Source organism: Acidimicrobiales bacterium, assembly GCA_016716005.1.
In the GTDB taxonomy this organism is placed as follows: Bacteria; Actinomycetota; Acidimicrobiia; order Acidimicrobiales; family JADJXE01; genus JADJXE01.
Genome location: JADJXE010000001.1, coordinates 2639479 through 2654104 on the forward strand (window position 1 = coordinate 2639479; position 14626 = coordinate 2654104).

At 74.9% G+C, this 14626-nt stretch carries 15 protein-coding genes; 7 read left to right on the forward strand and 8 right to left on the reverse strand.

Annotated elements, in window-relative coordinates:
- Window positions 1-22: 22 nt before the first annotated feature.
- From IPM45_12995 to IPM45_13005, 3 genes are all read right to left on the reverse strand, one after another.
- A complete protein-coding gene (locus IPM45_12995) occupies window positions 23-1360 on the reverse strand; it encodes a hypothetical protein (GenBank protein MBK9180451.1) in 1338 nt (445 codons plus the stop codon).
- Between the two features lie 21 nt (window positions 1361-1381).
- Window positions 1382-1864, reverse strand: a complete 483-nt coding sequence (locus IPM45_13000; GenBank protein ID MBK9180452.1) for a hypothetical protein — start codon at window positions 1862-1864, stop codon at window positions 1382-1384.
- A 68-nt stretch (window positions 1865-1932) separates the two neighbouring features.
- Window positions 1933-2241, reverse strand: coding sequence for a thioesterase (locus tag IPM45_13005; GenBank protein MBK9180453.1), 309 nt, complete (start codon window positions 2239-2241; stop codon window positions 1933-1935).
- Between IPM45_13005 and IPM45_13010 the strand changes: the two genes are divergently transcribed.
- Genes IPM45_13010 through IPM45_13025 form a run of 4 tightly spaced genes read left to right on the forward strand, consistent with a single transcriptional unit; the run spans window position 2240 to window position 6776 of the window.
- Window positions 2240-3829: a TldD/PmbA family protein gene (locus IPM45_13010; GenBank protein ID MBK9180454.1), complete on the forward strand. Its 1590-nt coding sequence runs from the start codon at window positions 2240-2242 to the stop codon at window positions 3827-3829. The genes IPM45_13005 and IPM45_13010 overlap by 2 nt on opposite strands.
- Before the next feature lie 31 nt (window positions 3830-3860).
- Complete coding sequence (locus IPM45_13015; GenBank protein MBK9180455.1) at window positions 3861-5201, forward strand: TldD/PmbA family protein; 1341 nt, start codon at window positions 3861-3863, stop codon at window positions 5199-5201.
- Window positions 5202-5221: 20 nt separating this feature from the next.
- Window positions 5222-5935, forward strand: a complete 714-nt coding sequence (locus tag IPM45_13020; protein ID MBK9180456.1) for a PHP domain-containing protein — start codon at window positions 5222-5224, stop codon at window positions 5933-5935.
- A 10-nt stretch (window positions 5936-5945) separates the two neighbouring features.
- Complete coding sequence (locus IPM45_13025) at window positions 5946-6776, forward strand: undecaprenyl-diphosphate phosphatase (protein MBK9180457.1); 831 nt, start codon at window positions 5946-5948, stop codon at window positions 6774-6776.
- On the opposite strand, the gene IPM45_13030 is transcribed toward IPM45_13025, so the two are convergent.
- Both IPM45_13030 and IPM45_13035 read right to left on the reverse strand, forming a co-directional pair.
- Window positions 6777-7436, reverse strand: coding sequence for a hypothetical protein (locus tag IPM45_13030; protein ID MBK9180458.1), 660 nt, complete (start codon window positions 7434-7436; stop codon window positions 6777-6779). It lies immediately after the preceding gene.
- Between the two features lie 70 nt (window positions 7437-7506).
- Entirely contained in the window at window positions 7507-7863 is a 357-nt protein-coding gene (locus IPM45_13035; protein MBK9180459.1) for an FmdB family transcriptional regulator, read from the reverse strand.
- 101 nt (window positions 7864-7964) lie between these two features.
- Between IPM45_13035 and galU the strand changes: the two genes are divergently transcribed.
- On the forward strand, window positions 7965-8882 hold the full coding sequence (gene galU / locus IPM45_13040; protein MBK9180460.1) for a UTP--glucose-1-phosphate uridylyltransferase GalU: 918 nt from the start codon (window positions 7965-7967) through the stop codon (window positions 8880-8882).
- 6 nt (window positions 8883-8888) lie between these two features.
- Here the strand turns inward: galU and IPM45_13045 are convergent, their stop codons facing one another.
- A complete protein-coding gene (locus IPM45_13045) occupies window positions 8889-9455 on the reverse strand; it encodes a putative glycolipid-binding domain-containing protein (GenBank protein ID MBK9180461.1) in 567 nt (188 codons plus the stop codon).
- An 87-nt stretch (window positions 9456-9542) separates the two neighbouring features.
- Between IPM45_13045 and IPM45_13050 the strand changes: the two genes are divergently transcribed.
- The gene (locus IPM45_13050) at window positions 9543-10742 is read left to right on the forward strand and encodes a molybdopterin molybdotransferase MoeA (protein ID MBK9180462.1); all 1200 of its coding nucleotides are present in this window, start codon (window positions 9543-9545) and stop codon (window positions 10740-10742) included.
- 10 nt (window positions 10743-10752) lie between these two features.
- On the forward strand, window positions 10753-11796 hold the full coding sequence (gene moaA, locus IPM45_13055; protein ID MBK9180463.1) for a GTP 3',8-cyclase MoaA: 1044 nt from the start codon (window positions 10753-10755) through the stop codon (window positions 11794-11796).
- A 38-nt stretch (window positions 11797-11834) separates the two neighbouring features.
- Here the strand turns inward: moaA and IPM45_13060 are convergent, their stop codons facing one another.
- Both IPM45_13060 and IPM45_13065 read right to left on the reverse strand, forming a co-directional pair.
- Window positions 11835-12872, reverse strand: a complete 1038-nt coding sequence (locus tag IPM45_13060) for an NAD-dependent epimerase/dehydratase family protein (protein ID MBK9180464.1) — start codon at window positions 12870-12872, stop codon at window positions 11835-11837.
- On the reverse strand, window positions 12869-14581 hold the full coding sequence (locus IPM45_13065) for a thiamine pyrophosphate-binding protein (GenBank protein ID MBK9180465.1): 1713 nt from the start codon (window positions 14579-14581) through the stop codon (window positions 12869-12871). Before IPM45_13065 ends, IPM45_13060 begins: the two co-directional genes overlap by 4 nt.
- Window positions 14582-14626 lie beyond the last annotated feature (45 nt).

Below are 14626 nucleotides of genomic sequence, written 5' to 3' on the forward strand. Positions count from 1 at the left end.
TGTCGGTCGTGCCGGCGACGGCTCAGCGGGTTGGCGGTGGGACCGCAGGTCGGGGCGGTGCCCCGGGTGGCGGGGCCGCGGGGCGGGGCGGCAACGCCGGCCGGGGCGGGGCCGGCGGCGGAGGGGTGGCGGGCCGCGGCGGCGCCGACGGGGCGACCGGTGGTGGGGCCGATGGGCGGGGCGGCCCGGGTGCCGCGGCAGGTGGTGGGGGAGCGGCCGGTCGGGGTGGCACGTGGGCCGGCACCGGTTCGAGCGGGGGCGGGCCCCAGAGGGCTTCGCGCGGCAGCGCTCGCCGCAGGTCGTGCTGGCAGGCCGGACACACCCGCAGGACCGCCTCGCGGCGGAGCTGGCCGCATCCCGGGCAGAACGTCACCAACGTCTCGTCGGCGTCCATGCCCTGGCAGCGGGGGCAGACGTAGTCGGGATCGAGCCGCTTGAGGCGGAACAGCGCGCCCAGCACCACGAACGAGCTCACCCCGGCGCGGCTCACGGAGGCGCCCACCAGCCCCGTGATGCTGCGGATCCACTGGTTGCGCTGCTGGAGCCGTTCGTAGTCGGGGTTGGTGATCCGCTCGAACTGGCAGGTGCGGCAGTGGTGGAGGGTCCGCAGCGGTAGGTGCTCGCGCAGGCGCACCTGCTGGTGGAGGAACTCGAGGACGGGTCGCTCGTCGTCGCTGACGTCGAGTCGGGCACCGGTCCAGCCGGTGACGTCGAGGGCCTGCTCCACCCGCGCCGCGAACCGCTCGAGGTCGCGCTCGAGGCTCGTCGGCAGCGAACCCGGGTGGCTCACGACGATGAGGGCGACGGCCAGGTGGGCCTGCACGTCCTCGGGGGTGAAGCAGGCCGTGCCGGAGGGGCCGTCGAAGCGGACCGTCCGGGCCGGGTCCCACACCCGCGATCGCAGCGCACCCCCCGGGGGCGGTGCCGCGGGCCGGGGGGGCGCGGCCACACCGCCCACCAGCCCCGCCTGGACGGCAGGAGGCTCGAAGTGCGACGCGGCGTCGGGGTCGAGGGTCCCCAGGGCCTCGTCGAGCGCCGCCATGACGCCGGCGAAGAGATCCTGGTAGGCGCCAGCCGTCTCGGAGCCCGCCGCGATGGTCGTGGGCGCGCCGTCGGCCAGCCGCAGGGAGAGGGTGCATCCCTCGTCGTCTGGCTCGACGTGGAGGCTCGCCGAGGCGGGCAGCCGGTCCGGGTCGCGGCTCGCCAGACCGAGCAGGGAGCCCCGCCGGGCCTCGAGGCGGGTGAGCTGGCTCGCCTCCACCTCGAAGCGGGCGTCCTCCAGGACCCGCACCGCGGCGGCACGCGTCGCCGCGGTGCCGGCCGCGACCACCCGCCGCGCCTCGACGACGACCGATGCCATGGTCGCGGTGCGCCGAGGGCCTCAGGCCTCGGGGTCGGCGTCGTACGGCTCGGCCACGGCCACGTCGGCGTCGTACGGCTCGGCTACGGCGACGTCGGCGTCGTAGGCCGCCAGCGACTGGTCGGCCCCGGCCAGCGCCTCCTCGGCCAGGGCGGTCTCCTCCAGCGCCGTGCTGTAGGAGCCGAGCGCCGACTCGGCCTGGATCTCGGCCATGCCGAGCTCCTTCGCTGCCGTCTCGTCCCAGCCCTGCTCCAGGTCGACGAGCGCCTGGGCGGCGTCACGCTCGGCCTCGGCCGCGCTCTGGTCGCCCCACGTCTCGTCCTTCTCGGCCCACTCGACCCAGCCCTCGGCCGTGTCGAGCTGAGCCTGGGCCTCGGCCAGGTCGCCGGCGCCCTCCTCGGCCAGCAGATCGCCGTCGGTGGTCAGGACCTCCTCGGCCTCGGTGCCGAGGTAGTCGTCCCAGCTGCCGGTCTCGTCGGTGGGCGTGTCGCTCGCATCCGACATCGCGGCCTCCTCAACGGGCGGGGCGCGCCCCCACCCGATCCGAGCGTCGCGCCGGGCCGCACGATCGTCTACCGGGTCTTGTCGAGGAAGCGCTCGGAGTCGACGATGGCGCGGGTCACCTTGCCCGCCGCGACCAGGCCGCGGGCGTCGCTGACCGACACGGTGAAGACGAGCCGCCGACCCTCGATCCTCTCGAGGGTCGCCTCGGCCCGCACCCGCGACCCGACGGCAGTCGGCGCGAGGTGGTCGAGCTGCACCCGCATGCCGACCGAGGTCTCGCCGGCCGCCAGCCGCCCGTCGACGGCGGCCACCGTGGCCTCCTCGCACAGGGCCACGACCCGGGGCGTGGCCAGGACGGGAACCTCGCCGGAGCGCATGGCCACGGCGGTGTCGGCCTCGGCGACGATCAGCTCGGCCTCGCCCGACAGGCCCGGCTCCAGAGGCACCCGGGTACAGTACGACCGCCGCGACGGGCTCGGCCAGCGAGCGCAAGAGCCCCGCTCCGAACCGTCCGGTGCTTCCGTCCGGTTCCTTCGTCCGGGCCCCTCCGAGGGGCGGAGAGCGAGTGGTCTGGTGATCGACGAGTCGGTGCTGCAGCGGGCCCTGGGCGCGGCGCTGCGCACGGGGGGCGACTTCGCCGAGGTCTTCGTCGAGGATCGCCGTGGCACCTCGGCGTACCTCGACGACGGGAAGGTCGAGGAGGTCACGTCGTCGCGCAGCCGGGGCGCCGGCATCCGCGTCGTGGTGGGTGAGACCACCGGGTTCGCCCACACCGCCGACCTCGGCGAGGCCGGCCTGCTCGCGGCGGCGGAGGCGGCCGCAGCCGTGGCCCGGCAGGGTGGGGGTGGTACCCGGGCCGTTGCCCTGTCCGCTCGCGCGGTGGCACCGGAGGGCTCGGTGGCGATCCCGCCGGCCGGCGTGGCCAAGGCGCGCAAGGTCGAGCTCCTCAAGCGGGCCGACGAGGCGGCCCGCGCCGAGGGAGGGGCGATCCGGCAGGTGGCCGCGTCCTACGGCGACAGCTGGCGGTCGATCCTCGTGGCGAACAGCGAGGGGCTCCTCGCCGGCGACCAGCAGGTGAAGACCCTCTTCCGGGTGTCGTGCGTGGCGACCGGCGACACCGGCATGCAGACCGGTCACGAGTCGGTCGGGCACACCGTGGGCTTCGAGCTGTTCGAGCGCTACCACGTCGACGACCTGGCCCGCCGGGCGGCCCGCCGGGCGCTCACCAAGCTCACGGCCCGGCCGGCACCGTCGGGCACGATGCCGGTGGTGCTGCGCAGCGGCGGCGGCGGCGTGCTGTTCCACGAGGCGTGCGGGCACGGTCTCGAGGCCGACCTGGTGGCCAAGAGCGCGTCGGTGTTCCGGGGCCGCGTCGGCGAGCTCGTCGCCAGCCCGCTCGTGACGCTGGTCGACGACGGCACCATGTCCGGCGAGTGGGGTGCCATCTCCATCGACGACGAGGGCCACCCCGCACAGCGCAACGTGCTGATCCGGGACGGGGTCCTCACCGACTTCATGTGGGACCGCCTGCGGGCCCGCCAGGAGGGGCGAGCCGGCTCCGGCAACGGTCGCCGCCAGAGCTACCAGCACCTGCCGATGGTGCGGATGACGAACACCTACGTGCTGGACGGCGCCGACGACCCCGACGAGATCGTCCGGCAGACCGACCGCGGGGTCTACGTCGCCCAGCTCGGCGGCGGCCAGGTGAACACCGCGTCGGGCGACTTCGTGTTCGGCATGACCGAGGCCTACCTCATCGAGGACGGGGTCCTGACCGAGCCCCTTCGGGAGGGCAACCTGATCGGCAACGGGCCCGAGGTGCTGCGCAACATCGACGCCATCGGCGACGACTTCGCCATGGGCTCGCCGGGCACGTGCGGCAAGGACGGCCAGGGGGTGCCGGTCGGCGACGGCCAGCCCACGCTGCGCGTGACCGCCCTGACCGTCGGCGGTACCGCGGGATGAGCCCCGACCCCGGCCCCGACGGCGGGTCGCGGTGAGCGAGCTGCTCGGGCTGGCCGAGCGCATCGCCGGCCAGGCGCTGCCCGGCGAGCAGCTGGAGGCCTACGTGGCACGCGGCCGATCCACGTCGGTGCGGGCCTACCGCGGCGAGGTGGAGGCGCTCACGCAGGCCGAGTCGGCCGGTGTCGGCGTGCGCGTCGTCGTCGACGGTCGGCAGGGGTTCGCCAGCGCCGGCACCCTCGACGAGGGCGTGATCGCCGACACCCTCGCAGAGGCGCGCGACAACGCTCGTTTCGGTGAGCCCGACCCCTGGTACGGCCTCGCCGAGCCCGACGGCGTCGCGCCCCCGTCGCTCGAGCTCTACCGACCGTCGGTGGCCGCGATCCCCACCGCTCGCAAGGTCGAGCTGGCGATCGAGCTCGAGCGCCTGGTCACCGCGGGCGACCCCCGCATCATCGGGGTGCGCACCGCGAGCTACGGCGACGGTGCGGGCGAGGCGGCCGTGGCCACCAGCACCGGCATCGCAGTGGCCTCACGGGCCACCAGCTGCTGGCTGTCGGCGTCGGCGCTGGCCGCCGACGGCGGCGAGACCCAGACGGGCCACGGGGTCGACGTGGGCCGCGACCTCGACAGCCTCGACCTCGAGGCCACGGCGGCCGAGGCGGTCTCTCGGGCCACCCGCATGCTCGGGGCGAGGAAGGCGCCGTCGCAGCGGCTCACGGTGGTGCTCGAGCCGCGGGTCACGGCCGCGTTCCTCGGCATCATCGGGGGGATGCTGTCGGGCGAGCGGGTGCTGAAGGGCCGCTCACCGTTCGCCGACCGGTTGGGCGAGGAGATCGCGTCGCCGCTGCTGACGCTCGTCGACGACGCCACCGATCCGCGCTCGCTCGGCGCCGACACGCACGACGGCGAGGGTCTGGCCACGCGGCGCATCCCGCTCATCGGCTCGGGGGTGCTCCGGTCGTTCCTCCACGACACGTACACAGCCCGTCGGGCCGGTGCCGTGTCCACCGCGTCGGCCGTCCGCGGTTACGCCTCGACGCCGGCGGTGGGTGCCCATGCACTCCAGATCGAGCCGGGCACCCGCTCGGCCGCCGAGGTGCTGGCCGAGGCCGGCGACGGTCTGCTGGTGCAGTCGGTGAGCGGGCTCCACTCGGGGGTGAACCCGGTGAGCGGCGACTTCTCGGTCGGGGTGGAGGGTCTGCGGATCCGCGGCGGGGAGCTGGCCGAACCGGTGCGCGAGGTCACGATCGCCTCGGCCCTCCAGCGCATGCTCCGTGACGTCGTGGCCGTGGGCGCCGACCTCGAGTGGGAGCACGACGGCACCGCCGGTGTGAGCCTGGCGCTGCGCGACGTCTCGCTCAGCGGCTCCTGAGGCTCCTACCCTCTGCCCTCGTGCCCACACCCGCCCCCGACGCCGTGGAGCGCCATCCGCACCTGGCGGCGCCGCTGCGGCCCGGGTGGGTCCGGGTGGATCTCCACAGCCACACCATGTGGTCGGGCGACGCCACCACGACCCCCGACGAGCTCGAGGAGGCGGTGCGGGCCGCAGGGATCGACGTGCTGTGCATCACCGACCACACCACCATCAACGGCGCCCTCGAGCTGTCCGACCGGCTGCCGTGCCGGGTGATCGTGGGCGAGGAGCTCCGAACCCACGCGGGCGAGATCATCGGGCTGTTCCTCAGTCAACGCCTGCCGTACGGCCTCGCTCCCCGGGAGGCCGCCCGGCGCATCCGCGACCAGGGCGGCATCGTCTACGTTCCCCACCCCTTCGACCCCCTGCGCGCCAACCTCCGCGAGCCCGAGCTCGTCGACCTGGCAGAGCACGGCCTGCTCGACGCGGTCGAGGTGCGCAACGCCAAGACGTCGCTCGAGCACCTGAACCAGCAGGCCGCCACCTTCGCCGCGACGTACGGGCTGGCCGCCGGGGCCGGCAGCGACGCCCACGTGCCCGAGGCCATCGGCTCGGCCTACACGGAGATGCCCGACTTCGACGGGCCCGAGTCGTTCCTCGCGTCGCTGCGCGACGCCGTCGTGGTGGGCCACCACTTCGACCGGCCGCGCCAGTGGCGCCCCCGGATCGTGCCGTCCACGCGGGCCACCTGACGGGGTCGACGTGCCGATCGTCCACGCCATCGTGCTGGGTGCCGTCCAGGGGCTCACCGAGTTCCTGCCCATCTCCTCCAGCGGTCACCTCGTCCTCGTCCCCTGGGTCATGGGGTGGGACGACTTCCGCGGCGACGACGGGCTGGCCAAGACCTTCGACGTGGCCCTGCACCTGGGCACGCTCGTCGGGGTGGTGGCCTACTTCTGGCGCGACCTGCTCGGCTACGCGCGCCACGGGCTGGCGTCGCTGGTCGCACGCCGCTTCGTGAGCCCCGAGGGCCGCACGGCGTGGCTGCTGCTGCTGTCGGCCGTCCCGGCAGCCATCACCGGGGCCACGCTCCAGGGGTTCATCGAGGGCGAGCTGGGCGCCCCCTGGCTGATCGGCGTCAACCTCATCCTGTTCGGCCTGCTGCTGGGCTGGGCCGACCGGCTGCACGGGAACCGACCGGCCGGGAGGTTCGGCCTGCGCGACTCGCTCCTGATGGGCACCGGTCAGGCGCTCGCCCTGTCGCCCGGGGTGTCGCGCTCGGGCGTGACCATGACGGTCGGCCGCTGGATCGGCTTCGACCGGGCGTCGGCGGCCCGCTTGAGCTTCCTCATGAGCATCCCGGTGACGACCGGTGCCCTGCTCTACAAGGGCCTCGACGCGCTGCAGACCGGCATCCCCGACGACCTCCGGGGCGCCTTCGTGGCCGGCGTCGTCGCCTCGGCCGTCTTCGGCTGGGTCGCGGTGTGGGCCACGCTCACGTGGTTGCGCACCCGGACCTTCACCCCCTTCGTGGCCTACCGGCTTGTCGCCGGCGGCGCAGTGCTGCTGGTGGCGGCGGCAGGCTGGCGCTGATCACCCGGGCCCGCCGCCCCTGAGGGCCAGGGTCACGACCCCGGCGGCCAGGGCGAAGGCCACGCGCGGCGCGTCGGCCGCGTCCACCGCCAGCGTGACCGACCCCTCCCTGGTGTCGAGGACCGTGGCGCCGGACGCCACCGTCACCGTCGGGTCGCCCTCGCCGGCGGCGGTGGGGTCGAAGGTGGCCAGCACGTCGACCACGTCGCCGGGACCGAGGCGCAGGCCCGGTGCGTCGACCGGGACGGCCAGGCCGAGCTGGTCGGCCGGCAGCTGGGCGGCCAGGGGGCCCACCCCGTCGGGGGCCAGCCGCCCGGGCACGAGCACCTCCCCGGGCGCCACCGGGTCGCGGAGCCGCCGGCCGAGCGGCGCCTCGGCGAGGGCGCCGTCGGGCACGAAGGCGACGGGCACGTCGCGCCGGGTGACGTCGCCGGGGCCCACCCGGTGGCCGGCCGGGAGGGCGGCCGCGGCGACCACCACGGTGCGGGTGGTGCCGTAGCGATCGAGCGTGGCACCGGCTCGCGCGGTGAGCCCGCCGACGACCGCGGCGGTGAGACCGGCGAGGGTGAGGGTGACGCCCCAGGCCAGCAGCGGCCGGCGGCGGAGCGACGTGAGGAGCAGGCGAGGGGACGGTGCGGGGGTGACCCTGGCTGCGGGCATGGCGCGACCTCCGGGCGGGATGCACGGGGAGGGGAAGCCGAGGGGCCCCGGGCGGTCCCCGGGGCCGCGGTCAGGCCGCGGAGGTGGTCGACGGCGCGGGGGTGCTCGACGGCGCGGGGGTGGTCGACGGCGCGGGGGTGCTCGACGCACCCGACGACGAGTCGGTGGAGGGCGAACCCGACGCGGCGTCGCTCGACGAGGGGCTGGTCGAGGAGGGGCTGGTCGACGAGGGCGTGGTGGAGGAGCTCTTCGATCGGCTGTCGGTCTTGTAGAAGCCGCTGCCCTTGAAGCTGATGCCGATGTTGCCGAACACCTTGCGCAGGTCGCCACCGCAGGCCGGGCACTCGGTGAGGGCGTCGTCGGTGAAGCGCTGGACGACCTCGAGCGACTGGCCGCAGTCGCGGCAGCGGTACTCGTACGTGGGCATCGGGACCTCCGGGACGGGCTCGCACTCGACCCAGCCGGGCGTGAAGTGTATCGGTCGCACCGTCGAGCGCCAGCCGCCGGCGCGTGCCAACATGCCGCTGCATGACCCACAAGGTGCGCAAGGCGGTCATCCCCGCGGCCGGCCTCGGCACGCGGTTCCTGCCCGCGACCAAGGCCCAGCCCAAGGAGATGCTCCCGGTCGTCGACAAGCCGGGCATCCAGTACGTGGTCGAGGAGGCGGTCCGGGCGGGGATCCGTGACATCCTCGTCATCACCGGCCGGGGCAAGCGCAGCCTCGAGGACCACTTCGACCGCTCCTTCGAGCTCGAGTACTACCTGGAGGCCGCCGGCAAGCACGAGCTGCTGGCCGAGATGCGCGCCATCGCCGACATGGCCGACCTGCACTACGTGCGCCAGGGGGAGCCCCGGGGTCTCGGCCACGCGGTGAGCGTCGCCCGCGAGCACGTGGGCGACGAGCCCTTCGTGGTGCTGCTGGGCGACGACCTGATGAGCGAGCGCTCCCGCACCCTCGAGGAGATGCTCTCGGTGTACGAGCGCTACGGCCGGTCGGTCGTGGCGGTGAAGCGGGTGCCGGCCGGCGAGATCTCCTCGTACGGCTGCGTCCGGCCGGAGCCGGTGAGCGAGCACCTGGTGCGGGTGCTCGACATCGTGGAGAAGCCCGCCGTGGCCGACGCGCCGTCCGACCTGGCGGTGATGGGCCGCTACGTGTTCACGCCGGAGATCTTCGACGCGCTCGAGAAGGTCCAGCCGGGCGTGGCCGGCGAGATCCAGCTCACCGACGCCATCGGCCTGCTGCTGGCGGAGCAGACGGTGTACGGCTACGTGTTCGAGACCGGCCGGTACGACATCGGCAAGAAGCTGGACTACCTGCGCGCCACCGTCGAGCTGGCCCTCGAGCGTGACGATCTCGGGCCCGACTTCCGCCGCTTCCTCCGCAGCGTGTGCGAGCGGGAGCGCCTCGACGCCGGCGAGGGTGGGACCTCGCCGCTGGCCGAGTAGGGCGGATCAGCCGGCGGGGTCGGCCAGGCGCCGGGACACCCCACCCTCGTCCAGGACCAGGCCGTCGTCGTCCACGTCGACGTCCACCGCCCATCCCGTGGCGAGGTTCTGGTGCCGCCACCGTGACGGCGCCAGCCGGGTGAGGCGCCGTCGCCCGGGCGAGGCCTCCAGGGCGACGGCGTCGACGTGCACGACGGCCAGCTCCGCGTGGTCGCCCACCCCGAGGTCGAGCCGGCGGGCCAGCGGTGTCTCGGTGAACGGGGTGCAGGTGAGGTCGACGTCGAGGCAGCCGGCCAGATCGGGGCGGTCGGCGCCGTGCACGTGCCGCCACGACCCCTCGCCGTCGTGCGCCAGCCACAGGTCGGGCTGGTCGCCGTCGTCGGAGGTGAACACCAGGAGGTGGCGAACCCGCCAGCCGCGGTCGAGGCGCATCGCCCAGTGCACCAGCGTGGTCGCCGGGTCGTCGGTGGGGGTGATCCGGCCGTCGGCGGTGATGCCGGCCCCCTCGTCCCGGAGGGTGAGGGTCTCGACCGTGGTCCCGCCCCAGCCGCTCCACCGCACGACTCGATGCACGGCCGCAGTGTGGCTCGGTCGAGCGGCTCGCCCGGCCGGGCCGCACCGGGCGGCCCGCCGGTCGGGGCGGGCCAGTAGGTTGGCACCGTGCTGCCCCTCGCCTCTGCCCGGGCCCGGGTGCTGGCCGAGTGCCCTCGGCTGCACCCCCTCGCCCTGCCGATCGACGAGGTGCTCGGCTGCGTCACCTCGGTGCCACTGGTGGCCGAGGAGGCGGTGCCCCCCTTCGACAACACGGCCGTCGACGGGTACGCGGTGCGGGCCGCCGACACCACGGACGCGCCGGTTCGCCTGCGCGACCTGGGCACCCTGGCCGCCGGCGATGTGGCCGAGGTGGCCGTCGGACGCGGCGAGGCGCTGCGGATCATGACCGGCGCGCCTCTGCCGGTCGGTGCCGATGCCGTCGTCATGGTCGAGGACACGGAGCCGGCCGGTGACGGCCACGTGCTGGTGCGGTCGTCGGTGGGCCCCGGAGCCGCGGTGCGCCGGGCGGGCGAGGACGTCCGCCCGGGCGACGTGGTGATCGAGGCCCAGACCGAGCTGGGGCCGGCCCACCTCGGCCTGCTGGCCAGCCTGGGCTACCGGCGGGTGCCGGTCCATCCCCGGGCCCGGGTGGGCGTGCTCTCCACCGGCGACGAGCTCGTCGACGGCCCCGGGCCGCTCGGCCCCGGCCAGATCCGCGACTCGAACCGGCGTCTGCTGCTCGCCCTGCTCGCCCAGACCGGCTGCACCCCGGTCGACCTCGGCCTCGTCCCCGACGACGAAGGCGCCATCACCGCCGCCGTCGGCCGGGGCGTCGCCGAGTGCGATGCGGTGCTCACCAGCGGCGGCGTGAGCATGGGCGACTTCGACCTGGTCAAGGTGCTCCTCGATCGGCTGGGCCGGATGGAGTGGATGCAGATCGCGATCCGGCCGGCCAAGCCCTTCGCCTTCGGGGTCGTCGCCGGCACGCCTGTGTTCGGCCTTCCGGGGAACCCGGTGTCGTCCCTGGTGTCGTTCGAGCTCCTGGCCCGCCCGGCGCTCCGCCAGATGATGGGCCACCGCCACCTCGATCGCCCCAGGGTTGCTGCGGTGGCCGACGACGGGCTCGGCCGCCGCCCCGACGGCAAGACCCACTACGTGCGGGTGCACGTGGCGTGGGGCGACGACGGCCGCTACCACGCTCGGGCCAGCGGCGCCCAGGGCTCCCACCAGCTGGCCGCCGCGGCCGCCGCCAACGGCCTGGCCGTCGTGCCCGACGGCGACGGGGTGCCCCCCGGCGGGCTGGTCGGAATTCTCCTATTCGCGTAGGGTGAATCCGGTGGGGGGACCGCACCACGGCGGCGCGCCGTCCGAACTCGTCGATCCGTTCGGGCGGGTCGTCCGCGACCTGCGGATCTCGGTCACCGATCGCTGCAACTTCCGGTGCTCCTACTGCATGCCCGCCGAGGGCATGGCCTGGCTGCCCCGGTCGGAGCTGCTCACCTTCGAGGAGCTGGCGCGGGTCGCGCAGGTGTGCCTGGAGCGCTTCGGCTTCGACGGGATCCGCATCACCGGCGGTGAGCCCACCGTGCGGGCGCACCTGCCCGTGCTCGTCGAGAAGCTGGCCTCCCTGCGCGTGCCGGCGCGGGGTGGGGGGCCGGGTCGCCGGGCCGACCTGGCCCTGACCACCAACGGGGCCTCCCTGCGGCTCCTGGCGCACGACCTGCGGGCCGCCGGGCTGGCGCGGCTCAACGTGTCGCTCGACTCGCTGCGCCGCGACCGGTTCCTCGAGGTCACCCGCCGGGACGATCTCGACCGCGTGCTCGACGGGATCCGCGCTGCCCAGGACGCCGGCTTCGACCCGGTCAAGGTCAACTGCGTGGTGGTGCGGGACTTCAACGACGACGAGATCGTCGACGTCGCCGCCTGGGGTCGGGCGTGGGGCCTCGAGGTGCGGTTCATCGAGTTCATGCCGCTCGACGCCCAGGGCCAGTGGCGCCAGGGTGCCGTCGTCAGCCAGGACGAGATCCTCGACGCCCTCGCCGCGGCGTTCGACCTGGAGCCCCTGCCCGGGCGGGGCTCGGCGCCGGCCGACCGGTGGCGCTACGCCGACGGCGGGGGGACGGTGGGCGTCATCCCGAGCGTCACCAAGCCGTTCTGCGGCGACTGCGACCGGGTGCGCCTCACGGCCGAGGGCCAGCTGCGCACCTGCCTGTTCGCCACCCGGGAGTTCGACCTGCGGGCCGTGCTCCGAGGCGGCGGGACCGACGACGACCTGGCCGCAGCGATCACCCGGGCGGTCGGCACCAAGTGGGCGGGCCACAGCATCGGGCAGGTCCACTTCACGAAGCCCGCGCGGGGGATGAGCCAGATCGGCGGCTGACCGGGGCCCCGGGTCGGCGTCGCCGGCCGGCCGGGCGCTCAGCCCGGGGCGTCGAGCAGGCCCTCGGCCCGCAGCCAGGCCTCGGTCCGGCGCATGCCCTCGTCGAGGTCGACCCTCGGGTACCAGCCCAGGACGCGGTGCGCCTTGGCGTTGGACACGGTGCGGGTCTTCGACAGCATGAGCATGGCGCCCTTGCCGATCTCGGTGCGCCGGCCACGGAGACGGAGCGCGACCCGGGCCGCCTCGGCGATGGCGATGGCGACCGGCGTGGCGAAGGTGCGGGGCCCGTCGTCGCGGCCGAGCATCCGGAAGAAGTGCCCGAAGTACTCCTCGCAGGTGACCTCGACCTCGCCGCCGAGCTGGAAGATCTGCCCGGCACCCTCCGGCCGCTCGGCGGCAGCCGCGATCCCTTCGACCAGGTCGTCCACGTAGACGAGGTTGAACAGCCCCCGGCCGTGGGCCGGCAGCAGGAACATGCCCGCGCGGATGGCGGCGAGGGGCTCCAGCACCCACGGCCGGCAGCCCGGTCCGTACACGTCGGCCGGCCGCACCACGGTGCAGGACGCCTCGCCGGCGGCGTGGGCGGCCAGCACCAGGTGCTCGGCCGCGATCTTGGTGTCGACGTAGGGGTTGTCGGTCGGCATGAGTGGCCAGCGCTCGTCGATCTCGCGGCCCGGGTAGTAGCGGGCCACGGCCGCCGGCTCGGCCTGGCCGAAGCGGGTGACGCCCATGGTGGAGAGGTGCACGAACCGGTCGGTACCGGCGGCGGCCGCGGCCTCGAGCACCCGCTGCGTGCCCACCACGTTCACGTGCCACGCCAGCGCCCGGTCGACGTTGTTCGTGACCACGGCGGCCGTGTGGATCACCAGGTCGCAGCCCTCCAGGTGGGCGCGCCAGGCGTCGGGGACGGTGATGTCCCCGGCCACGACCCCCAGCGCGGGGTCGGCCTCGACGTCGAGGCCGCGCACCTCTGCGCCGAGCTCGCGGTAGCGGCGGGCGAGGACCCGGCCCACGAAGCCGCGGGCACCGGTGATGAACACCCGGCGGTGGCGCGTGGCCTCGAGCGGCGGGCTCACAGGCTGCGGCTCCGCTGGAACTGCTCGTAGCCGATGGCGTCGGCGTTCACCGCGGGGTCGACCCGCACGTGGACGACGGCGGGCTTGCCCGACGCCACCGCCCGCTCCAGGGCGGGCACCAGCTGGTCGATCGCCTCCACCAGCTCGCCGTGGCAGCCCAGGGCCTCGGCGAGGAGGTCGTAGCGGGTGCCGGGGAGGATGTCGGTGCCCTGGAACTGGTCCTCGGTGTAGCCCTTGAAGCGGTGGGCGGTGCGCTCCATCCCCCATCCGTCATCGACCGCCACGACGGCGATCACCGGCGCGCCGGCCCGCAGCGCGGTCTCGAGCTCCATCACGTTGAAGCCGAAGGCGCCATCGCCGCTGACGAGGTACACCGGCCGCCCGGGGGCGGCGAGCTTGGCGCCGATGGCGAACGGCAGCCCGGTGCCGAGGTAGCCCATCTTCACCGAGTACAGGAAGCCGTCGGGCTCGTAGATCGGGTTCAGCGCCACCGTCCACAGGGTGGTGTTGCCGCCGTCGGCAACCGTGACCGCGTGGCGGGGGAAGAAGTCGCGCACGGCCATCACCATCTGGCCCGGGTTCACGCCGGCCGTGGTCTCGGCCAGCACGTACCCGGCGGCGCCGGCGACGGTCTGCTGGGTGAGCTCGCGGTAGCGGGCCAGGTCGGGCATCTCCGCGCGCGGCCCGGTGCGGGCCTGCACCGCCTTGCCCAGGGCGGTGAGCGCGGCCTTGGCGTCGGCGACGATCCCGAGGTCGACGGGCCGGTTGAGGCCGATCGAGTAGGGGTCGGCGTCGATGTGGATCGTCTGCTGCCGGGCGGGGTCGCCCCACGCTGGCGGCATCCCCCAGCCGTCGTACTCGCCCAGTCGGGCACCCACCACGAGCACCACGTCGGCGTCGGTGCGCACCGCTGTGGTGGTCTGCATGTCGAACAGGTGGAAGTAGTGCGGATGGTCCTCGGGCACCGCGCCCCGCGCCCCGAGCGAGGTGCTCATGCCCGCGGCGAGGTGGTCGGCCAGGGCCAGCAGCTCGCCCGAGGCGCCCGACCACAGCACGCCCTTGCCGGCGTAGACGAACGGCCGTGCGGCGGCGGCCAGCCAGTCGGCGGCCTGCTCGATGGCGGCGGGGTCGCCGGCGCCGAGGTCGACGACGCGGTTCTGGGCGGCCGGGGTGACGCGCAGGGTGGAGACGTCGACCTCGACGCCCAGCATCTCGTCGGGGATCGCCAGGAAGGCCGGGCCGGGGCGGCCGGTGGTGGCTGCGCGGAAGGCCGCCCGCACCAGCTCGGGCACGCGGTCGGGGCGCGACACCAGGGCGCTGTACTTGGTGACCGGCCGGGCCATCTCCACCAGGTCGGTCGCCTGCCACGCCCCGCCCCGGTCGGGCTGGGTCGTGGCGCTGCGGCGGGTGCACGCGAGGGCGACCACGGGGTGCCCCTCGGCCTGGGCGCTGGTGATGCCGGCCAGCATGTTGGCCCCGCCCGGCCCGGGGTTGCCGATGACCACGGCCGGGCGGTGGGTGAGGCGGGCGTAGCCCTCCGCGATGTGGGTCGCCGCCTCCTCGTGGTGGGTGTTCACGTACCGGATCCCGTAGGCCGGCGTGTGCACCACGAAGGGGATGTGGGCGCCGTCGACGATGCCGCACATGAAGTCGACGCCCTCGGCGTGGAGGCAACGGACGAGGAGCTCACCCACGGTCATGGTCTGCACGCCGGCAGTCTTGCCGACGGCACCCGCTCCTGCCCGTGCCCGTGC

Excerpts from the sequence above, each read along its gene's own strand:
- IPM45_12995 (MBK9180451.1), bottom strand. The coding sequence starts at position 1,360 with ATGGCATCGGTCGTCGTCGAGGCGCGGCGGGTGGTCGCGGCCGGCACC.
- IPM45_13000 (MBK9180452.1), bottom strand. The coding sequence starts at position 1,864 with ATGTCGGATGCGAGCGACACGCCCACCGACGAGACCGGCAGCTGGGAC.
- IPM45_13010 (MBK9180454.1), top strand. The coding sequence starts at position 2,240 with ATGGCCACGGCGGTGTCGGCCTCGGCGACGATCAGCTCGGCCTCGCCC.
- IPM45_13005 (MBK9180453.1), bottom strand. The coding sequence starts at position 2,241 with ATGCGCTCCGGCGAGGTTCCCGTCCTGGCCACGCCCCGGGTCGTGGCC.
- IPM45_13030 (MBK9180458.1), bottom strand. The coding sequence starts at position 7,436 with ATGCCCGCAGCCAGGGTCACCCCCGCACCGTCCCCTCGCCTGCTCCTC.
- IPM45_13035 (MBK9180459.1), bottom strand. The coding sequence starts at position 7,863 with ATGCCCACGTACGAGTACCGCTGCCGCGACTGCGGCCAGTCGCTCGAG.
- galU (MBK9180460.1), top strand. The coding sequence starts at position 7,965 with ATGACCCACAAGGTGCGCAAGGCGGTCATCCCCGCGGCCGGCCTCGGC.